The sequence below is a fragment of the Paenibacillus sp. FSL L8-0641 genome, assembly GCF_038006265.1.
Classification (GTDB): Bacteria; Bacillota; Bacilli; order Paenibacillales; family Paenibacillaceae; genus Paenibacillus; species Paenibacillus polymyxa_D.
Map to the genome: position 1 here is coordinate 240,855 of NZ_JBBOUW010000002.1, position 22,797 is coordinate 263,651.

General features: G+C 47.6%; 10 protein-coding genes. 3 read left to right on the forward strand and 7 right to left on the reverse strand.

Annotated features, from left to right (window positions below; translation table 11 throughout):
* Positions 1-292: 292 nt before the first annotated feature.
* From yidC to nadA, 3 genes are all read right to left on the reverse strand, one after another.
* Positions 293-1,126: a membrane protein insertase YidC gene (yidC, locus tag MKY16_RS25975; RefSeq protein ID WP_039274618.1), complete on the reverse strand. Its 834-nt coding sequence runs from the start codon at positions 1,124-1,126 to the stop codon at positions 293-295.
* Complete coding sequence (locus MKY16_RS25980) at positions 1,092-1,412, reverse strand: hypothetical protein (protein WP_013310179.1); 321 nt, start codon at positions 1,410-1,412, stop codon at positions 1,092-1,094. Before MKY16_RS25980 ends, yidC begins: the two co-directional genes overlap by 35 nt.
* Before the next feature lie 169 nt (positions 1,413-1,581).
* Positions 1,582-2,688 carry a quinolinate synthase NadA gene (gene nadA / locus MKY16_RS25985; protein ID WP_029514851.1) on the reverse strand — a complete coding sequence of 369 codons (1,107 nt, stop codon included), beginning with the start codon at positions 2,686-2,688 and terminating at the stop codon, positions 1,582-1,584.
* A gap of 166 nt (positions 2,689-2,854) precedes the next feature.
* Between nadA and MKY16_RS25990 the strand changes: the two genes are divergently transcribed.
* Complete coding sequence (locus tag MKY16_RS25990) at positions 2,855-4,009, forward strand: IscS subfamily cysteine desulfurase (protein WP_340957790.1); 1,155 nt, start codon at positions 2,855-2,857, stop codon at positions 4,007-4,009.
* Positions 4,006-4,545 carry a transcription repressor NadR gene (locus tag MKY16_RS25995; RefSeq protein WP_039274627.1) on the forward strand — a complete coding sequence of 180 codons (540 nt, stop codon included), beginning with the start codon at positions 4,006-4,008 and terminating at the stop codon, positions 4,543-4,545. Before MKY16_RS25990 ends, MKY16_RS25995 begins: the two co-directional genes overlap by 4 nt.
* Positions 4,546-4,679: 134 nt before the next feature.
* Here the strand turns inward: MKY16_RS25995 and greA are convergent, their stop codons facing one another.
* Complete coding sequence (gene greA, locus MKY16_RS26000; protein ID WP_013310174.1) at positions 4,680-5,159, reverse strand: transcription elongation factor GreA; 480 nt, start codon at positions 5,157-5,159, stop codon at positions 4,680-4,682.
* A 363-nt stretch (positions 5,160-5,522) separates the two neighbouring features.
* On the opposite strand from greA, the gene MKY16_RS26005 reads away from it, so the two are divergent.
* On the forward strand, positions 5,523-5,882 hold the full coding sequence (locus tag MKY16_RS26005; protein WP_029514846.1) for a hypothetical protein: 360 nt from the start codon (positions 5,523-5,525) through the stop codon (positions 5,880-5,882).
* 220 nt (positions 5,883-6,102) lie between these two features.
* Here MKY16_RS26005 and MKY16_RS26010 read toward each other — a convergent pair whose 3' ends face one another.
* The 3 genes from MKY16_RS26010 to MKY16_RS26020 form a co-directional block, all read right to left on the reverse strand.
* Positions 6,103-9,159, reverse strand: coding sequence for an endonuclease (locus tag MKY16_RS26010; RefSeq protein ID WP_340957795.1), 3,057 nt, complete (start codon positions 9,157-9,159; stop codon positions 6,103-6,105).
* Between the two features lie 99 nt (positions 9,160-9,258).
* The gene (locus tag MKY16_RS26015; protein WP_069011683.1) at positions 9,259-11,160 is read right to left on the reverse strand and encodes a serine hydrolase domain-containing protein; all 1,902 of its coding nucleotides are present in this window, start codon (positions 11,158-11,160) and stop codon (positions 9,259-9,261) included.
* 266 nt (positions 11,161-11,426) lie between these two features.
* Entirely contained in the window at positions 11,427-22,646 is an 11,220-nt protein-coding gene (locus MKY16_RS26020) for an amino acid adenylation domain-containing protein (protein ID WP_340957796.1), read from the reverse strand.
* Positions 22,647-22,797: the final 151 nt, after the last annotated feature.

Below are 22,797 nucleotides of genomic sequence, written 5' to 3' on the forward strand. Positions count from 1 at the left end.
ATTGGCTTACATATAGGTCTTACTTTGCCCACTTTTCCCTTATCATTTCATTAAAAGAATTAGTTGCATCCTCCACATAATGAAACCCGTTTTCAAAAAATATCACTTTCAGAATCATTTTATAATATAAGAATTTCATATTGACTACAAAATCTCAAGCGAAATGTAGCGAAAAAAGCAGCAACAAAAAAGGACGCCATTCAAGCCTTATAAACGGCTCGAATGACATCCTATGATTACACGTGGCATACTACAAACGTAATTCCCAAGTTAAACAAGCATCATCTACTAATTAGGTTGGTGTGACTTCTCCAAGTTTAACCTTACTCTCTGCTTCCTCTATTGGATAGCGTCTGCGGAACCACAGCGACTGAAGCAGCAAGAAGGTGCCGCTTACTGTCCAATATAATGGCATGGCAGCAGGGGCATTGAAGGAAAAGACCGCCATCATAATCGGTGAAAGGTAGCCCATGATCGCAAATTGCTTGCGCTGGTCAGGCGTCATCTGAAACTGAGAAAGCTTGGCCTGTGCCAAGTATACAACTGCGACGACGATTGACAAAATCCAGTCCGGCTGTCCGAGCCGGAACCATAGGAAAGAGTGAGATGCGAGCTCCGGGGTTAAGCGGATTGCTGTATACATACCGCTCAAGATCGGGAGCTGAATGAGAATAGGCAGACAACCGATATTAAGCGGATTGAATTGATGTTCTTTGTAAAGCGACATCATTTCCTGCTGCATACTCTGCTGGCTGGTGGTATCTTTCTTGTTTTCATACTTCTTCTTAATTCGGTCCAAGTCGGGCTGCATAGCGCTCATCTTGCGCTTCATCCCCTGCTGGGCACGCGTTTGACGCATCATAAGAGGCAGTAAGGCCAGACGGACAATGAATGTCAATGTCATAATCGCCAGCCCAAAGCTTCCACCAAACCATTGCGCCAATTGCTGAATAAGCCAAGAAAGCGGGAACACCACGTAATGATTAAAAAATCCGGGTGTCTGTGCATTTATCTCCGCAGCATTCGCACCACAACCAGACAGTAGCATGACCACCGCCAACGCTACCATTAATCCAAATATCCGTTCTTTTTTACCCCAAAAGGTGAATCCCTTGAATCGTTTCATATGTTCCTCCTCGTTGATTGGCTGTGCCATCGTTCAACGAGGGAGAACAATCGGATGCATCTTCATCCGGCGCTTCTTTACGCCGGATATGTCGGGCCAGCCGGACAGGCATGTCCTGTCCACGGGCAGACATCGGCATCTGCGGAGAGGCATGAGACCTCACGGGCCCACCTTCGACCCAGCATTCGGGTACATTGCCGTGCAAATGAGCGAGATACGTATAAGTCACTGTGCACAGCAAACCGATTGTAAATAAATAAGGGAGTAGGTCTTGAAGCTCAAACAAGGGATTCACCTCCTTCGGTTTGTTGCTACAATTATAGCACGAAACCGGACAAGCGACTAATCTTTAATTAGAGATACGGGTTGGATCACAAGCAACTGAAATAATTATTTCTGCTCCTTCGGTCTAATGCTCAAATCCGGTGGAAGGACGCTCTATATTACGGTAAAACTTAACGGATAGCAAGCATACGATTCAATGCTAGTACAGCATCCTGTCTGATCTGAGCATCCACACGAATCACACCCACAGGCTCACCCCGGTCAAACTGTTCCATTGCCCACAGCAAATGGGGAAGATCGATCCGGTTCATGGTTAGGCAGGGACACATATCGGGATTGAGCGATTCAATCTGCTGTTCAGGGTACTGCTGCTTGATTCGTTGCACGAGATTCATTTCTGTGCCAACAGCCCATTGGGTCCCTGGCTCTGCCGCACGGATGGTATCGATGATGAATTTTGTGGAGCCCGCGCAATCTGCGAGCTGTACGACTTCATAAGAGCATTCGGGGTGAACGATGACCCGGACGTTCTTATCACGCTCGCGAACGTTGCGAATATGATCTACTGTAAACTTTTCATGAACAGAGCAATGCCCTTTCCATAAAATAATTTTTACGGTTGCTGGGTCCTGTTCAGTCTCAAGCTGATCTGCCAGCGGATTCCACACGGCCATTTCATTTAGCGGAATTCCAAGATCGTAAGCTGTATTGCGACCTAAATGCTGATCCGGTAAAAACAAAATACGTTCCTTTTGCTTCAGCGCCCACTCCAGCACTTGCTTAGCATTCGAAGAAGTCACGGTAGCCCCACCATGCCGTCCTACAAAGGCTTTGATCTCTGCTGTGGAATTTACATACGTTAACGGAATGATCGTATCTCCTACCAACTCCTGTAAATGCTTCCATGCTCGTTCTGTCTGTTCCACATTCGCCATATCTGCCATCGAGCAACCTGCACGCATATCCGGTAGGACAACAGTCTGTCGATCGGTAGTTAGCATATCCGCTGTCTCCGCCATAAAATGGACCCCACAAAATACAATGAACTCCGCTTCCTGATTTTGTGCAGCCATTTGAGCAAGCTGTAGAGAATCTCCTGTTATATCAGCAAACTGAATAACCTCGTCCTTCTGATAGTGGTGGCCCGGTATAAGCAGCTTGGGTCCCCATTTTTGTTTCAGTTCGGCCACTCGCTGCTCCATTTCAGCAACCGTCAGTGTCTTATAATGCTCTGGCATAAGCCCTCGATTTCCTTGTAAAACGTCAAGCATAGACATTAGAATCCCTCCATATCGATGCGGCTGATCGTTCCGCTCTCAGCGAACAGATAACCGCTTTGTGTACATTCATATTTACAAGTGTCTTGACACTTATATTTACACATGCCTACAATAATCTCAAGAGTTTTTGAATGGAATTATTTTTAAGCAGGGAGGATTTGGTGTGATTTATCTCGACTATGCCGCTTCTACACCTATGTGTGGTGAAGCTTTAAATATGTTTAACGTATTAAATAAGGAAATGTTCGGAAATGCCAGCAGCCTTCATGATGCGGGCGGTCAAGCAGCCTACACGCTGGATTACAGCAGGCAACGAATAGCAAATATGATTGGCGGGCAAAAGGAAGGCATCTATTTTACAACAGGGGGAACAGAATCCAATATGTTGATTGTGCAATCGATCCTGAACGGGTTGCCGCAGCATAAAAAGCATTGGATCATGAGCGCTTTGGAGCATCACTCGATGTACAATCTTGCTACTTTGCTGGAACGTCAGGGCTATGAACTGACCATTGTGCAACCGGATCGGGAAGGACGAATGTCTCGCGAAGCTCTTTTACCTCACCTGAGAGAAAACACCGGACTTGTCTCCGTACAACACGCCAATTCGGAAACGGGACTAGTTCAGGACCTTGCTGCCTTATCTCCCCTGCTACGCGAACGGGGTATTTTGCTGCACAGTGATGCGGTACAGACATTTGGGAATATTCTCGTAGATGTAGAAGCCATGGGAGTAGATGCACTCTCTGTATCGAGCCATAAAGTGTATGGCCCCAAAGGCGTCGGTGCTGCATATCTCAAACCCGGAACCCCATGGCGTCCCGTGTACCCTGATACACTACATGAAAACGGATTTCGTCCTGGAACGGTTAATGTTCCCGGGATTGCAGCCTTTGTCGCGGCGGCAGAAATGATGACCGAACAGATGGAGTCGTATCAGGAGCGATATGCTACCCTGAGAAGACACTTTATTACGAAAATTCAGGAAAGATCCATTCCGTTACGTTGGGTGGTACAGGAAAGCGAGAATAAAGCAGCGCTTCATCATATAGTAGGCTGTTTTTTTCACGGTTACGAGGGACAATATGTTATGCTGGAATGTAATCGCAGAGGTGTCTGTATATCCACTGGAAGCGCATGTGCTGCCGGACACCACGATCCTTCGCCTGCCTTACAGGCGCTTGGAGCATCCGGCCGTGAAGCGTTACAATTTATCCGTGTTTCTTTCGGAAGAACGACCACCATCGAGGAATTGAATGTATTGGTAGATATTTTGACAGACCTGACGCATCGAAAAGAAAGGAGCTTATCCCGTTGACTGAATCTTTAAAACGGTCAGGTACGGATCGCCGCGAACAGCTACTGTTGTGGCTCAAGAGCGAATCACCACTGACCGGGAGCGAACTGGCGCGCAGATCCTCCGTCTCCCGACAAGTAATTGTACAGGATATTTCCCTGTTAAAGGCAAGCCAAGAGCCTATCCTTGCAACGAGTCAAGGATACATTTATATGGAGCCTGCGAGTCAAGCAACTCCCTTAGCCTCACGTATTATTGTGTGTAAACATCGACCTGAACAGACAGAAGAGGAACTAAAGCTGATTGTGGACTACGGTGTAAGTGTGCAGGATGTTATTGTTGAGCATCCGGTATACGGGGATCTGACTGCTCCGATACGGGTTGGAACTCGCAAGGAAGTGGACGATTTTATCCGTAAAATCAGCTCCACCCAGGCCACTTATTTGTCCCAGCTGACGGGAGGCATCCACCTGCACACCTTGAATGCCTCGGATGAAGATAAAATTAATGATGCCTGCGCTGCATTGGAGCAAGCAGGCTTCCTAATGACGGACTAACTTAGTACGCTTAGCGGAGTAAAGAAAATCCTGTCCAGTGTATGTGGAGTGCAACTGTGCTCCACATGGACGGTATGTAAGCAGCGAGAAATAAAAAAATCCCGGCCCCCTCATATAAGGGAATCGGGAATGAACTATGTGAGCTTAATTTCAAGCAGCTCATATTTAATTACAGCCATGGGTGCATCCACATGAATGATACTGCCCACTTCTTTTCCCAAAAGTGCCTTGCCTAAAGGACTCTCATAGGAAATTTTGTTATCAAGAACATCCGCCTCAGCAGGACTTACAATTTTGTATTCCATCTTTTCTGAAAATTCGATGTCATTCAGAATGACAGTCGATCCAATACTAACGGTTCTAAGGTCTAAATTACTCTCATCCACGACCCGGGCTTTGGTCAGCATCTTCTCCAATATGAGAATGCGGGTTTCCATAAACGCTTGGTCGTCCTTGGCTGAGTGATACTCACTATTTTCTTTCAAATCGCCGTAGCTGATAGCCAACTTAAGGCGTTCGGCTAGCTCCTTGCGTTTTACGGTCTTCAGTTCCTTTAGCTCATCCTCCAGCTTGGCCAATCCCTCTTTAGTTAACAATACTTCTTCATTCGACATATTTTATCTACAACTCCTATTTCAGCATTTTGCTTAATTCCAATTCAACGCTCAAAAATACAATAAACGAACTAAACCGTTTTAGTCTAAACATTGCTGATTGAAAACGCTCTGGGATTTATGCAATTGATCATTTGGCTTGCTTTATTGTAGTTTACTCTAAATCGGACCAACATGCGAAATAAATTACTGGATAACAGTAGCCAACTGCCTTCAGCCAGGGTGATTCTTATAGTAACCAATGCTCTCTTATTCGCATATCGTATGATCATAACGTATTTTGATGAGCACTGTAGTGCCGCTGCCCTTGTCCCAAATTTCAGGAAACCAGACAGGAGCAGTATATGGCGGGAGGAAGATTCAATGGCTTCCTTAGGAAAGAACGGCAATGGGAATGGCAATGGAAACGGGAATCGTAAATCCAAATCCCCACCTAACGGTCAAAAGAAAAATGGATTAAACAGTAATTCGGCTATCTTTTCCGCGCTTCAAGGAAAAAATGTGGAGGTCCTTGTGGCAGCCCTCCTACTAACAGGAAAACTAAACGTCGATTCCGTGACTTTATACAGACAAGCAACATTGTTTTTAGGACTCACAGGAAAATACAAAACACTAGCATCCACTCCATCCAATGTCGATAATATGGTGAAATTTTTAAATGATAACGGGAATATGACACTGGACCAGGTGATACAAGCCTTTTCACAGAAAATAAATAATTAACAAGTGGCGAAAGGAGACTTATGCGGTGAGTGAGTTTGATGGAGAATATTTTGCAGAGGTTGTCATTATTGTGATTCTAGTTGCCATGTTCTTCTATGGCTCCTCAGATATAGAGGGACTTTCCGCTTCGCCAACCCAATCCTAAGATGATAATTCCCGCTTCGTAAAAAATAAAAAAGCATCTATAGACTCTCACGAGGTCAATAGATGCTCTTACTTTTTAACGGCCCATCATTTCTACTTCATGCCCCTTTACTTCTACACTTATCGTTTGACTAGAAACTTCTCCTGAAGTATTGACTAACTCGGCCCGATACTCATATGTACCCGGCTTTTGATTTTGGATGTTGGTGACTGCACTTTGGGCCTGCGGACTTTGGCTCAGCAGATCCTGCGCGTCGATCAGCTTTCCGTTTTCATACAAGTTGTATTTCGTCGCATTTGTGCCCCACCACATGTTCATAGCAAGAGTATAGGCACCATCACCATCCCAATTGTCATGAGACAGCACTGGAATGCCAGGAGAAGCATCGGTCACTTCGACAGTTAACGGGTCGCTGGTCGTTTTACCAGAAGCGTTGATCAGTTCTGCAGTATACGTGTAGGTACCGTTGGTCTTACCTGTAACAGGAATGACTGCATGCTGTGCTCCAGGAGAAGCCGCTTGCAACGATTGAGTGCCAATCAGCTTGTCATTTTCGTACAACTTGAGTTCATCACCATTCGTACCCCACCACAGATCCATAGTGATGTTGTAATTGCCATCCTTCAGCCCAGTGTCCTGCCCGTTATCATGCGACAGCACAGGTTTACCCGGCACTTCACCTACAGCAGTCTTTTCGACTCTAACAGTTACAGGATTGGATACGACCGTTTTACCATCCAAGGTAACGCTGGCTGTAATCTCCGCGCTCCCCTCTTTTAGGGCCTTAAGTTCTCCATACGTATCCAGCGAAACGGATTCATGACTGCTGACATACTGAACAGAAGCGCGGTTTAAATCTGCTTTGCTGCCATCAGTCAGCGTACCCTTGAGATGTGTCACTGCCGTATCCCCAATGTTGAGGGTCGTTTGATCCAGTGAAAGCTCTACTTCTTGCAACTCTGCACCTGCCTGAGCTGAAAAATCATCCAGTCCACGCGGTTTCAACTGATAATTCCCTTTGAAAATCGCCGAAATTCCTTTTAGCTTCACGTGCTGTCCTTCTTGGTATGGAAAAGTTGTCCGTGTTAAGCCTGTACGTGCATCGACACGCACATGGTGACTTACTTCACCTGATACTGCATCAAATTCAAACGAACCTACGGGAGTCGCGTCTATCACATTACGAATCATTGCCGTAGGAAGCTCAACCAACTGTCCTTGGTTCGCATCACTGAGTTGGGTGACTTGTACAGCTTCCGGAAGTTGTCCTTCTCCCGTTTTTTCAATTGCCACTGGATCGGTTAACTCTAGCTCACTATTAAACAGTGCCAAGCTTGCTGTAAGCTTTACTCGATCCCCTTGGTGAAAGCCGCTTTGGTTCTGATATACATAAATACCGCCACTTTCATCCTGCATGTAAAAGGCTTGACCACCGAATGCACCTGGTTCCGTCGTCACAACACCTTCTAAGGTCACGACTCTGCCAGCCGGGAGACTCCGTGCTTCTGCGACACTGATACGAGCTGGGACCGTATTTCCTTCCTCAGGCAACGGCTGGGCCGGGACATCAGCCAACACGACGGATTGAGTCAGCAGATTGCTGCCGTTTTGCCTCAGTCTAAGATTAGCTGAACCACTGGTTCCCGGCTTGATCCGCACCGTCAAGTCCTTATAGGCATGCCCTTTGCCGTTGGACTCCAGGCTAAATGTTCCGCTATAGCCGTAAGAGGTTGGCCAGCTTCCATCCGGATTTTGAATTTGGGCTACTTGATTGCCGCCCGCTACATAAATACCTGTGCTGAATCCGCTAATCGTACTATTGGGAGCCAGTTGGTCGGCAGTAATCCGAATTTGAAAAGGCTGTGCATTGGGCAGCTGCTCTTGACGAACGATGCTGTACACTGGTTGCGCACTGGCTGTAGATCCGCCATAGGACCCTGCTTTGAAGGTTCGCTGATCCCACCATTTGTAGCCAGCTGCGGGAGCGGACCAAGGCTCAGCTTGTGGTTCCGTGGAAGCCTGTGGCTCTTCAAAAGGCAGTAATGCCGTCGGCTGGTCCAGCTGTAAGCTTTTCACTTCCGTCAGGCTGGTATACTCCTCCTTCTTGGACAACCAGTCTACGATATTGACCAGTAACTCGGCGTCATCCTGCTCCTTAAAGCCGTCATACGTTGTCTTCTTGGTTCCTGTCTCTTCGCGCAAATATTTTGGCGTTGCATCTTCGACAGGAGACGAGTCCCCAATGAAAGCAGCTTTGCCTAGTCCTACTTTCGATACAGCTGCATAAGGTCCTTCCGGAATGCCGCCTCCGTTATACACGCCCTGATCTACCGCGTTGCCCCAAGCCTGATTGGTTTTAGGAAGATATACGATTCCCTTGGCTTTCGCTGGGTCGATAATTGCGAGTGTTGATCCTGCATGCATTGCCACATTACTCACTCCAGCTGTAATGCCGAACGCCTGTGCTGGCTCGACAATCTGATTGGCCGTGATATCGCCTAATGCATTGTAGCGAAAGCGCACACCAAACTGGCTGCCCAGCCAATCTGAGCTGACTACGCCCTGCATTGCTACCGAGCTTTTTTCTTCCGCACTCATTCCCTTCGCAGGGTCTTCCCATGCACCACGACGATAGCCATTAATGCTCTCCGATCCGTCCCAGCGATTCTTGTTGCGGTCCGCGTTATAATGATCTCCAATGAAAAAAATACTATTGCCTGCTTTTACATACTGCTCCATTGCAGCCTGTTCGCTCTGTTTAAAAGGAATATTCGGCTCTGCTGTAACAAATACATCATAATTCTTTAGATCATTGTAAGTAATGGGCGTAGATTGGCGAAGCTCGTGTACATCATAGCCATTGCTCGCGAGGGCTTGGCCGAAGTCTGAAAATCCACCATCAATCACCCAATCTGCTGCGCCAGCTGTCTGTCCATGAGTATTATCAAACAGCACTTTTTTACCAGCGTTCTCATTGACCACTTTCGCTGCAATGAAGGGGGCTGGGTCCGCCGGACCTTCTGCCCGTACCGGTTGCATGCTGCCCGCAACACCAGCATACAACGATAAAGTGAAAACCATAGCAGTTGCATATTTGAAGCTACGGGATGTAAAACGACGAAAGATTCCCATTCTTTCCCTCCTGTTTGTTGGTTTAAAGCCCTTCTGGGGGGCATCAGATACAAATTTTAGCATTCATTTATGTTCGAATATGCATTGTTTTGTAAATCTTTAGGAATAATGGATAGGAAGGAAATTCCAATAAAAGAGATACACTGTATGCAGCAATGTGAGCACCGCAAATAGGATTTTCCCGGCAGCCCGGGTTCTTCTTTCCCCTGTAATCAGCTTTGCGCCATTCACGATCAATACCCACACGGCAATGAGTGCTGAAATGAGTGGCAGTGTGCAAATTCCCCAGATATACCACGCGGAATAGCCATACACGATCTGATTGTTACCATAGACGACCTGCACTCCGAGAAAAATCGTGTTTAGTGACGCAATGAATGCAAGGTTGGACGAAATGTGATTATTCGTTTTACGGATAGCTTTGATCACATATCTTACGATCCAAATCAGCAAGGTTGTGATGAAAAATAAGGAGGCGGCTGCATAGCTGACAAGCAGAGTCCAGGTGCGGTGCCAAAGTGTCGTTTGCTTCATGGTTTTACTATCCGGGGCAACCATCATCCACGTACCGTTTTCCTGATACAGCAAAATTTTAAGCTGGCCCTCCTTTTCCACAAACAATCCATCGCCTGCTGCTTGAAAAACTTTGTCTGTTGCTTCATTCTCATTTGGGTATTTTCCTTTAACAATTAACGTATGATCATCTTGAATTCGCACGGTGTATGTAATGTTTCCCAGTATTCGAATCCATTTTCCCCACCCATGAACAGGATTAGAATCCACCTGATATACGCCCTCAATCTCTGGCGAAAGCTTCACTTGCGTGGTAGAACGAGCCAGTGACTGAGAAGCGGCCTGCGGATTTGCGGGCAGCATTTGGGCTATCGCATCGATGACTTTTCCATGAAGCAGAGTGTCCGTGTCAGCTGAATTAATGATCACAAAAATACCGATCTTTTGTGACGGAATCAGTACCATTTCGGAAATAAAATCATCAATTTCCCCGGTAGCCCACAGCATAGGTACTCCTGTCTCCAAATGACCACGAAAAAATCCGTAGCCCACGCCATCCAGGCGTGCATCGACTGCAAATTGCTGCGCATGCATCACTTTTACCGTATGTGGCTGGAGCACCACTTTGCCCTCATACTTGCCTTGGTTTAAATGAGTGATCAAGTAATGGGAAAACTCGTTGGGTGTGACGTTCAACGCTCCTGCTCCGGGCAGATTGATATACGACAAAGGCTGTTTCAAATACGCTCCATCCTTCCACTGATACGACTGGGCCTGTGCAGGATGATTTAACGGCAATTCCAGTGTCGCGCTGGGCATATTCATCGGCTGGAACAGATGTGTACGAAGGTAATCATTCAGTCCCTGACCGCTTACTTGCTCCACGATATTACCGATCAGACCGAAGGCGACATTACTGTATTCATACTGAATTCCAGGTTTGCGGATAGGTGGCTGATTTTGAAAATACGTGCTGAGATACTGTTCTGTGGGTAAAACGCCTGCCCGAGTCGAGCTGTTAATGTCGTACAGCGCTTCATCCAATCCTGAGGTATGTGTCAAAAGCTGATGCAAATTGAAAGGCTGATTCTGGTATTGCGTAGCTTTATAGCTGTGGAGATAGTTATTCACGTCTTCATTCAAATCAAGCTTGTTTTGCTCAACCAGCTGCATCGTGGCGCTTGCACTAAATGATTTGGTTAGAGAGCCGACACGAACAATGGTCTTTGCTGGATCGAATGCCATTTTCCGCTCCAGATCTGCATATCCGTAGCCTTTACTAAAAAGAATTTGGGTTCCCTGAGTCACGACGACCGCAGCCCCCGGAATATGCAATTTTTCCAATTTTGTAACCATGATATCGTCCACTTTTTTTTCCAATGAATTAGGTGTTATGCTGTCTATTGCCCATGCCGGAGCAATGAGCAGGTTCCAGAGAAACAACGCTGCTAAAAATGCGGATAGGTAGCAAATGCCTTTATTCTTCATATTGAAGTACCATCCTTACGTATGGAGTTGATTTAATGATTTGAACCGTGCGGTGATTGCATAGCGAGCAGATATTTATACTCCGTATGGAAGCCATCAGCATGGCGCTATGGAATCATCGCACTTCCCATCGCGGGAGTGCACATAATAAAGCGAATCCTGATCGAGTCGTGTAAGCAGACGGCATCTTACCTGTCGATCAGGATTCATGTGTTACAGATTAAAAAATTAGTGATTCAGTTCTTAAAATCATCAACCGTAGATTTTCAAGATTTATGATGTGCTAAATCTTGTGTCATGTCTTTGTCCGTGTTCCGAGTTATCTTTTGTATTGCGGCACGGATACTGTTTACATTTTTCTCGATAAATCCGGGTTCCAGTAGTTCATAATGATTACCAATCAAGCTATGCTCTTCATAGCTACCTTGTGTAGCGTCTTTCCATAAAAGTCGATTATCTCCTGTACCCCTCACCGTTTCCGATCCAACGGCGACAAAGCCGTGAATATTCGCCTGAACGCTCTCTGTATTCACAAGCTGGTTGCCATACACCGCGTAAGCGATCATTTTACGTTGGTACGTTTCATTCAACAGCTCACGGTAGGAGTCGGGAACCTGTTCCAGCATGTCATGAATTTCATGCTCTGTTTCTTCAGCTGTGAAGGGCAGGGCTTCCGCCCTTTTGACCGAATCGAGCATAAAAATATCTGATACGGTATGACCTTGACGTTCCAGTGTGTCAGCAACCTTATGCGCCAGATTACCACCTATGGAATAACCAAGCAGTACATACGGACCTTGCGCTTGCGTGCTGACGATCAAATCAACGTAACGTGCCAGCATGGCCTGCTCATCGGCAGCATCATCCACGAACTCCAATCCATACACGACTGCGTCCTGATCCAGTTGTTTGGCCAGCTCCGCGAACGACAGCCCGTATCCAAGCATAGGAGGAAAGCAGAAGATGGAGATCGGACCGTGTTCATTCAACCGTATGATTGGACTATCGGCCTTGTATTCCAGATCCGCTTTCAATAATGTGAGCGCCTGCTCTTCTATAGTCGGGAAGTCCATAACACTACGGATGGGGAGCTCAATGTCTGTGGCAAGGTGAACTTTGCGTATAAGCTCCAGTACTTTCAAGGAATGTCCACCCAACGTGAAAAAGTCATCATGGATACCCACTTGTGGAATTTCAAGCACTTCCTGCCAAATGGATGCCAGCAACTGCTCCACATCGGTTCGCGGGGCGACATATTCTATACCCGTGTGCAGCCCTTTGTCCGGCACAGGTAAAGCTTTGCGATCGATTTTGCCGTTTGTCGTCAGCGGAAGCCGATCCAGTTGTACAAATGCGGATGGAATCATATAGCTCGGCAGACTGGCCGACATCGCAGCTCGAATCTCACGGACGGTCAGCTGTTCATCGGCAGTGAAGTAAGCACATAATTGCTGTTGACCCGTTCCATCCCGCAAAGCGATAACGACGCTATCCCGCACGGACGGTACACTTGCCAGCCGCGCCTCCACTTCGCCCAGCTCAATCCGGTAACCGCGAATTTTAACCTGTTGATCAATCCGTCCGGCGTATTCCAATATGCCGTCTTCACGCCAGCGAACAAGATCTCCTGTACAGTACAGGCGATCTCCGTCCACCCACGGGTTAGCAAGAAATCTCTCAGCCGTCAGCTCAGAACGATTTAAATAACCACGTGCAACTCCGTCTCCGCCGACAACCAGCTCACCCCAGGCTCCGACCGGTTGCAGGTTAAATGACGAATCCACAACATACGCCGTCGAATTGCAGATGGGACGTCCGATCGGCACAGAATCCAGCTGTTCTTCCGTAATGTGATACGTCGTCGAAAAGGTTGTATTTTCCGTTGGTCCATAGCCGTTAATGATGTTCATGTCCGGATTATCACGCAGAACCCGGTTAATATGGGGTGCAGACAAAACATCACCACCAACCAGCAAATACTTCACATCGCCGAAAAGTTTACTATCCTGCTGTGAAAGCTGATTAAATAACGGTGTGGTCAGCCACATCATGGTGATGCTATGATCCCGTATCGTCTCTTTAAGCTTGGCCGCGTCCAATAGATCATCCTTATGCACAAGAACAAGCTGACCGCCGTTCAGCAGCGCGCCCCAAATTTCAAACGTAGATACATCAAATACAAACGCGCAAGTCTGCAGCATTCGAGTCGATTCATCAAATGGCACATAATCGGTATTGCGGACAAGGCGCACGACACTTTGATGCTCAACAACGACACCCTTAGGCTTACCTGTTGAGCCTGAGGTATAAATAACATAAGCAGCATGATTACCCGCTCCATCTATACCCAGATTGGAAGCATCTGCACTGTAGGACGTATCCTCATTCAGATTAACAATCTGTCCGTCAAAATAGCAACGATCCAGCAAATCTTGTTGAGCCAGCAGCAGTTTGGCTCCCGAGTCCTCCAGCATATAACGGATACGGTCCTCCGGATATTGTGGATCTACCGGCACATACGCGCCACCAGCCTTCAAAATAGCGAGTGTTCCCGTAATCATATCCAGCGAGCGCTCCGTCAAAATGCCAACAGGTTCATCGGGTTTCACCCCTGCATCACGCAGCGTATGCGCTAATCGGTTGGCTGTCTCATTGAGCTCCCGGTAGGTCAATGATTGATGACCCAAAGCGACGGCAATATGATCCGGCGTACGCTCTGCCTGCTCCTCAAACAATTTTTGGATCGTGTGATTGCTTGGATATGCAGAGGCAGTGTTATTAAACTCTCCTGTAATTTGTTGTTTTTCCGCCGCTGTAACCAGTTCCAGCTCTTCTATGCAAACATTCGGGTTAAGCAAAACTTGCTCCAACAGATTCACAAAATGTCCATGCAGACGCTTAATGCCTGTTTGATCATAACTTAACGCATTATACATAAAACGAATCTTGATGCATTCTCCTGGCATAACGACTAAGCTCAGATCATAGTTAGTCTGCTCCGCAGCCACCACGTTGGAGATCGGGAATAGTTCCTGCCCGTCACTTCCCAGTTCTTCGACCTGCTCATCTACCGGATAATTTTCAAACACCATAATATGGTTAATTAAATCCTGTTTCTGATCGGTCAATGCCTGAATCTCAAACAGTGGATACGTATCATACGCATGAGAAGCCAGAGCCTGCTCCTGCGTTTTCTTCATAACTTCTGCAAAAGATTCCCCTGCCTCACTAAGGATGCGAACAGGAATGGTATTAATAAACAAGCCGATAATATCCTCTACCCCGATAATATCCGATGGACGGCCTGAGACGACACTGCCAAATACGACGTCACTGTGGTTGTTATATTTTTGCAGCACAATCCCCCAGACGGTTTGTAATAACGTATTCATGGTCACTTGATATCGCTTAGCCGTCTCCTCCACCCGGAGGGTCAACTCACGTTCCAAAACCGTCACCCAATCACTAGCCGTGTTGCCTCCACTCTTGCGACCGGATTTTACAGCTGGTAATGCTGTTTGCTGCTCATATCCGGATAAATAGCTGCTCCAGTAGTCGGTTGCCGCCTTGCGATCCTGTGCTTCGAGCCATTCAATAAAGCGGCTGTACGGCACTGCGGGTGCTAGCTCTGGTACTCTGCCCTCCTGAAGTGCTGCATAGCTTTCAAACACTTCTTTATTTATAAGGGACAGACACCAGCCGTCCATGACGATATGATGGAAACTCCATACAAAATGATAGCTGTCTTCTCCGGTACGTAAAATCGCTACACGCAGCAGAACATCCCTACGCAGATCAAAGCCTCGTGCTTTATCTTGTAGCTTGAAATTTTTCACCCGGGTATCTATTTCATCCTTCTCCAGATGGTGTAAATCTTCATATTGAAAGCCGCAATCCTGATTTCGATACACCACCTGCAACGGTTCCGTATCTCTGCCAAAATAAAAATGTGTACGCAGCGCCTCATGTCGCCGAACCAGAATATTCAGGCTTTCTGCAAAAGCCCGAATGTCCATCTGACCTCGCATATCATAAGAAACCTGCTCAAAATACGCGTCATTCGCGGCTGCTTGACTATCTAGCTGGCTGTGAAACAGCATCCCTTTCTGCATCGGGGTCAGTGCATATACATTGTCGATCTCACCTGCAGCACCCATTTCAGATAAGAGGCTGTCCAAGCCCTCCACACTCATTCCTTTATAGGAAATATCACTTGGGGTAAGCTCCGGGTGTTCTTTATGGATGCAATGCACCAAAATTTCGCGCAGGCTCGATTCCAGTAATTTCGCCAATCGCTCGATCGTCTCCGGTCTATAGCTGGTACGGCTATAGCTAATCGTCAGACCCAGTTGACCTCCCGAAATGATGCCACCAAAATCCAGCGTATACGTTCGAGCCATGGTCGGGCTCAGCGGCATCCCACCCTCATATGAGGATGATTGCAAGTCGTTCCCTTTCATATCCTGATCGAACTGTCCCAAATAGTTAAAGCTGATTTCGGGGTCTGTCGTAAATAGGGCTGGAGATGCCTCCGGTGCCTGTGTCTGATGATCGGCTAAGTATTTCAGTACACCGTAGCCAATCCCTTTTTGCGGGATGCCGCGCAGTCCTTCCTTCACCCGCTTAATCCGTTGCGAAAGTGCCAGTTCTTCAGGCATATCGAGCAAAACAGGATATTGGCTTGTAAACCACCCTATCGTCCGGGTAATGTCCACCTCTGGTAAAATGGCTTCACGTCCATGTCCCTCCAGATTAATCAGGAACCGATCATTTCCACTCCATGCTTGCAATGCCATTCCTACCGCCGTTAGCAACAGGTCATTAATTTCTGTACGGTAGGCACGATTGGCCTGTTTGAGCAGCTGCTCTGTCTCTGCGTGTGTCCACAAAGCAGTAACCGATTCACTATCGCCAATCAATGGCTTTTCGTGCTCATTATACCCGTAATCCTGCGGCAAAGGAGTCCGTTCCGCTTGTGCAAGTTTCCCCCAATACGCTTGCTCACGTTCCATAGCTGGGCTGTTGGCATAAGCGTGCAGCTGCTCGGCCCACGTTTGGAACGAATCTGTTTTATGAGGCAGCTGAATCACCTGTTCACCCTTGGAAGCTTGATCATAGGCAGTCGCCAAATCCTCGAATAAAATGCGCCAAGATACCCCGTCCACCGCCAAATGATGAATCACGACCAGCAGATGATCTCCATCCGAGCAACGGAACAGCCCCAGTCTCATCAGCGGACCTTCACTTAGAGAAATACCAGATTGAATTTCATTGCACTTCGCTTCAATTATCTTCGCCAAATCTTGCTGGTTTACATCGCTGTCATTATAATCAAAGCACTCTAGATGGTACGGTTCGCCTTCCTCTACACTGCGGTTCCATGCTCTACATCCGTTCTCCGACAAACTAAAAACCATACGCAGTGCATCATGGTGCGATGTAATCTGATGGAGCGCCCGCCGTAGTGCCTGTTCGTCATAGCCTTCCTGACGATAGAGCATGACAGATTGGTTAAAATAGTGTGGTTCTCCCGTTGGCTGTTCAAAAAACCAGCGCTGAATCGGTGTAAGCACTACATTTCCTGTAACCTCGCCCTGCTCGGCTATTCGGTTAACAGGCTGAATATATGTGCTTAGTCCTGCAATTGTCGGGTATTTGAACAAGTCCTTCATTTCCAGCTTGTATCCAGCCTGAAATAAGCGGGACGATACTTGAATGGCCTTGATGGAGTCACCACCCAAATGGAAAAAGTTATCCTGTATTCCGACTTTCGGGATACCAAGAATGGCTCCCCAAGCTGTAGCCAGTGCCTGTTGGACATCCGTCTCGGGTGCCACATAGTCCATACCTGTATCGAGATTGTGCTCAGGTGCGGGCAGTGCCCTGCGGTCTACTTTGCCATTCAGCGTCAAAGGCAGTCTGGAGAGCTGCACAAAGTAGGACGGCACCATATAGCCAGGCAGATCCTGCGACAAAATGTTACGTAAGTCGCTGGCGCTCAGTTCGCTATCTGTTACAAAATAGGCACATAGCTGTTTTTGTCCGTGATCGTCCTGCCGCACGGTAACAACTGATTCCTTCACACCTGGAATCGTGGACAAACGGGTTTCAATTTCACCCAGTTCAATGCGGTAGCCGCGAATTTTGACCTGTTCATCCATTCTTCCCTTGTACTCCAGTACACCATCAGCACGCCAACGCACTAAGTCCCCTGTACGATAGCAATATTCTCCAGACCGGAATGGACTTTCAATAAATTTTTCCGCCGTAAGCTCGGGCCGATTCAGATATCCACGCCCAACACCATCACCACCGACGATCAGTTCCCCCCAGGCCCCGATAGGTTGCAGCTTCAACGAACGATTGACCACATAAGCGGTCGAGTGATCAATTGGACGTCCAATGGGAATAGCCTGGGTTTGCGGTTCTGTAATGTCATAGATGGTGGAAAAGGTGGTGTTCTCAGTCGGCCCATAAATATTGGCTAGGCGAAGCTGCGAGTACTCCTTCAACACACGATTGACGTGCGGTACAGACAACACATCACCACCCACGAGCAACTCCTTCAAGGACGCAAACACTCCGATTTCTTGCTGCGAATATTGATTGAATAAAGCCGTGGTCATGAACATCGTGTTAACACGATACTTGTCAATTGCCTGTTTGAGCTTGGAGGCATCCAGAATAGTGTCATGACTTACCACATACAGTTGTCCCCCGTTCAGCAGCGTTCCCCAGATTTCAAATGTGGAGGCATCGAACACAACTGCGCCCAATTGCAGCATACGTGTATTTTCATCAAGCGTGGCATAGCTTTTGTTTTTCACTAGGCGCACGACATTACGGTGCTCAATCATCACGCCCTTCGGCTTGCCTGTCGTACCAGAGGTGTAGATCACATACGCAAGATCCGAGGAAGATCCCCCTGTTGTAATCGGAATTGTTCCATCCGTATGAGCGTCAAATTCAAATTTGGTACTCCATCGTTGTTCATCACTCAAATCGATGACCGGAATGCCGGGTTCAAAAGGCATCTGCTCACGTCGTTGTAACAGTAACAGCCCCGCACCGGAATCCTCCAGTAAATAACGGATACGCTCCTCAGGATAATCGGGATCAATGGGAACGTAAGCCCCTCCGGCCTTCAAAATCGCCAGCATACCGACGACCATTTCAATGGAGCGTTCAGCCATAATTGCTACTCGCTGTGTCTCTGGCTCGGACCCGCGCCGTATCCCATGGGAAGCAAGAATGCGTGCCAGACGGTCGGCACGTTCATTCAGCTCACGGTAGGTAAGCTGCATGTCCGCAAAGGTGATGGCCAGCCGATCAGGTGATTGCGCTACCTGTTCCTCGAACAGCACATGCAGTGCTTGATCTCGTGGATACGGATAGTCTGCTACCGTATCATTGAATCTCTGCACAAGCAGCTCTTTTTCTTCGACCGAAACCATTTCTATAGCCGAAAGAGCGATATCCGGCTGTTGAATAACCGCATTGATAAGCTGCTGCAAATGTTCAGTCAGTCGTTCAATGGTTTCTCGTTTGTACAGCCGAGTTCCGTATTGAAGAGCACAGGAAATTTGTTCTCCATCCTCCACTGCGAACAGACTCAAATCAAATTTGGCCGTCGTTTGCTCACTTGGATAAGATGCCAATTGCAGCCCCGCCAGCTGCTGCTCTTTTTGCTCTATGTTTTGTAGTGCAAACATGGTATCAAATAACGGATTACGGCTTAAATCTCGATCCACGCCCAGCTTCTCCACCAGCTCTTCAAACGGATAATCCTGATGTTCAAAAGCCTTTAACGCGTTTTCCTTGACCTCCAACACATAATCGCGGAACGTTTTCCCGCCTTCTGGATAATTACGGATTGCCAGTGTATTCACGAACATCCCGATCAGACTGCCAAGATCCGCATGGGGCCGCCCTGCAATTGGCGAACCGACAATAATATCCTCCTGCCCGCTATAGTGGCTAAGCAAAGCCGAATAGGCAGCCAACAACACCATATATAATGTCGATTCCGTCTGCACCGCAATGCTTTTTAAGCCTTCGCTTTGTCGTTGGTCAAGCGTAAATTCCAGCACATCTCCTTCAAAGCTTCTCACCGCTGGGCGTGGATAATCAGTCGGTAGATCAAGCACTGGTAGCTCTCCTGCGAAGGTATTGAGCCAGTAGTTTTCCTGTTCCCGGTAGCGTTCACTTTGCTGCTGCTTCTGTTGCCAAGCGGCGTAGTCTTTATACTGAATGCGTAACGAGGGCAGCGTGTCGCCTGCATATAAATGAATGAAGTCCTGAATTAGTACATTTATAGAGGTGCCGTCCGAAATGATATGATGCATATCCATGAGCAAAATATGATGCTCTGGGTCTGTTTCAATCAAACCAACTCGGAATAACGGAGCCTGCCCCAAATCGAATGGTTGGACAAAGTTACGTACCAGCTCATCCGTTTCCTTTGGGGTAGCTCCGTGAGCATTAGTCAATTCCATGCAAAAAGGAACCTCGTCATGTACTCGCTGGACAGGTTCACCGTTCATGGTCTCAAAACTTGTGCGCAATGTTTCATGACGGTCAATAAGCTGACGGAACGCGCTATCCAGTGCCTTGTGATTAAGTGAACCGGTCAGAGTCAGGACACCAGGTATGTTATAGCTAATTCCCGCTCCATCAAGCTGATTGAGGATATACATCCGTTTTTGAGCCGAAGAGACCGCATAAAATGGCTTATTCTCCGTAACAGGGATGGATTCATAAGTGGTTTGCTCCAGTGCTTCAATAACTTGCGCCAGCTGTTCAATGGTCGGATGCTGGAACAGATCCTTTAGCTGCACATTTCTATGCAATTCTTTATAGATGAGTGATATGACATGTGTCGCCCGCAGGGAATGTCCTCCTGCCTCAAAAAAGTTATCCTTAATGCCAATGCGCTCAAGCTCAAGCACATCTTTCCAGATGCTAGCCAGTTGTGCTTGTAATTGATTTTGAGGAGGTACATATTCTGCGCCTGAGCCTACACCTCCCTCTGGCTGTGGCAACGCTCGGCGATCCACCTTGCCGTTGGGCGTCAGTGGCAATTGCTCTAGCTGTACAAAATACGACGGTACCATGTAGCCCGGCAGCTCCTGACTCAAAGCGCTACGCAGCTCACTTGTCGCTACTTCCGTTTGGGTGACCACATATGCGCAGAGCAGCTTTTGCCCCTGTTCATCTTCATGTGCAATTACAACAGCTTCTCGGACTGCCTCCAGCTTCAACAGCTGTGCTTCCACCTCGCCCAGCTCGATCCGGTAGCCCCGGATTTTTACCTGCGCGTCGATCCGTCCCTTATATTCCAGCGTCCCGTCCGCATTCCAACGCACCAGGTCCCCTGTTCGATAGCAGCGTTCGCCGCCACGGAACGGGCTGTCAATGAACTTTTCGGTCGTCAGGTCTGGGCGGTTGCGGTATCCACGAGCCACCCCGTCACCGCCGACAATCAGTTCCCCCCACGCTCCAACAGGCTGGAGCTGCATCGAACCGTCCACGACATATGCCGTCGAGTTATAGATCGGGCTACCAATGGGCACAGATCCCGATTGAACGCCAGTAATGGCTTGTGTGGTAGAAAAAGTCGTATTTTCCGTCGGACCGTAGCCGTTAATAATATGTAGATTCGGATGGGCCTCCAATACCCGATTAATATGCGGTACGGACATCACATCACCACCGACCAATAGCTCCCGCATCCCCTCAAATAGTTCCAAGTCCTGCTGGGATAGCTGATTAAAGAGTGGTGCGGTCAGCCACATCGTGGTAATGCCGTGATTGCGGACAACTTCCTTGAGCTTGGGCGCGTCCAAAATAACATCCTGACTCACCAGCACCAGCTGTCCACCGTTCAATAGCGCACCCCAAACTTCGAAGGTGGACGCGTCAAAGACAACAGACCCGGTCTGCAAAATGCGTGTGTCGGCATTCAAGCGTGCATAGTTTGTGTTTGTCACCAAACGCACGACATTACGGTGCTCCACCATAACCCCTTTGGGCTGGCCTGTAGTCCCTGAGGTGTACATAATATAGGCCAAGCGACCAGCTGCGCTCGCCTGTGGTTGTTCTTTAGCTGCATAAGTCTGCTGTATTTGTTCTGGTTCTGCTTGTTCTGATTGCGTAGCTTTTGGTTGCATGATTTCTGGTTGTATGGTTGTCGTAGAAGCAAGTTCGGGACTGGCGGAAATGGAGTAGAACGGATCTAGGCAGTCCACGTATCCCGAATCAGTATTCGTCCCGTGCTCATTCGACAAAATGGGATCGTAACGATCAGCATCATCCGTTCCATAAATTGCGGCATCGCTAAGGTCAAGCACCATTCCCTTAAAATCAGTGGGCCGATGTTCCATTCGCTGCACGAGCAGTATGTCCGCACCGGAATCCTTCAGCAAATAGAGTACACGCTCATCCGGGTAATCAGAATCAATGGGTACATACGCTCCACCTGCTTTGAGAATTCCGAGCATACCGACAATCATCTCAATCGAGCGTTCAGCTACAATGCCGACCGTCTGCTCGGTGCGGATTCCCTGCTTACGTAAAGAATGAGCCAGTCGGTTGGCCTTTTCATTCAATTCTGCATAGGTTAGGCTATCTTGCCCATACACTACCGCCACCTGCTGTGGTGTCTGCTTCGCCTGTTTCTCGAACAATTCATGAATAGACGCATGACGTGGATAATCCACATTTGTATCGTTGAAGGTATGGAGCAGCTGCTCTATTTCTTGCTCTGACAGCACTTGTGCTGTGGAAATCGCCAACTCTGGCTGCTGCAAAACAATAGTGTACAGCCGCAGAAGCTGCTCAACAAAGTGCTCAATCGTCGTCTCGCTATAACGGTCGCTACTATACTTTACGTTTAGGGAAACCGCTTCATGTTCCCATTGAAACTGGAAATCTAGTTCAGATTGTACGTGATCCAAAAAATCAGAAATATGAATATTTCGCAAGGATACTGTGGTGTGAATAAGAGGCTTTCCATCCTCATCACGTTGAATGTCAAGTAATTCAGAATAGTTCCAAAAAGGAATGTTTTGATGTTCAATAGCTTCGCCGACAGAGGTTTTGATTTGAGACAGCAAGGCTTTGAAGGTTGTGCTGGAATCCAGCGTATTTTTCAATAAAAGTAGATGGTTGATCGGCTTTGTAGCACCGTTGCTAGACTTGGCTACCGGAATGCCCAGCAGCACACGTTCCTCACCTGTGTATTTATGCAATAAGCTCTCTACTCCAGCAAGCAGGACCATAAACACGGCCCATGGAGCGCCACCTGTTATAGATGATATTCTTTGGGAAATTTCAGTTGGAAATGTGAGCGTGTACATATGGGAATTTAAACTCGTTACAGTTGTACTTCTGGACACATGGTTAGTGTATGGTAGGCAGATGGTATGATCCTCAGATTCCAGTTTATGACTCCAGTAATTTTTTTCCTTCTCAAATAAGGCTTTCAATGACATCCCTCCTGCTTCTCGGGGCCTGTTCCCCGGTTGGATGGTGCGTTGTTACGTACATGAGCGTTGTGTCAGAAAAAGAATACTTTGCAGGCAAGGGCAGTCGGACAAGCCGCCGCCCTCTGCACACGCAAAGTGAACTCATTGCATT

Coding starts and splice junctions, on each gene's coding strand:
- yidC (WP_039274618.1), bottom strand. CDS start 1,126: ATGAAACGATTCAAGGGATTCACCTTTTGGGGTAAAAAAGAACGGATA.
- nadA (WP_029514851.1), bottom strand. CDS start 2,688: ATGTCTATGCTTGACGTTTTACAAGGAAATCGAGGGCTTATGCCAGAG.
- greA (WP_013310174.1), bottom strand. CDS start 5,159: ATGTCGAATGAAGAAGTATTGTTAACTAAAGAGGGATTGGCCAAGCTG.
- MKY16_RS26005 (WP_029514846.1), top strand. CDS start 5,523: ATGGCTTCCTTAGGAAAGAACGGCAATGGGAATGGCAATGGAAACGGG.
- MKY16_RS26010 (WP_340957795.1), bottom strand. CDS start 9,159: ATGGGAATCTTTCGTCGTTTTACATCCCGTAGCTTCAAATATGCAACT.
- MKY16_RS26015 (WP_069011683.1), bottom strand. CDS start 11,160: ATGAAGAATAAAGGCATTTGCTACCTATCCGCATTTTTAGCAGCGTTG.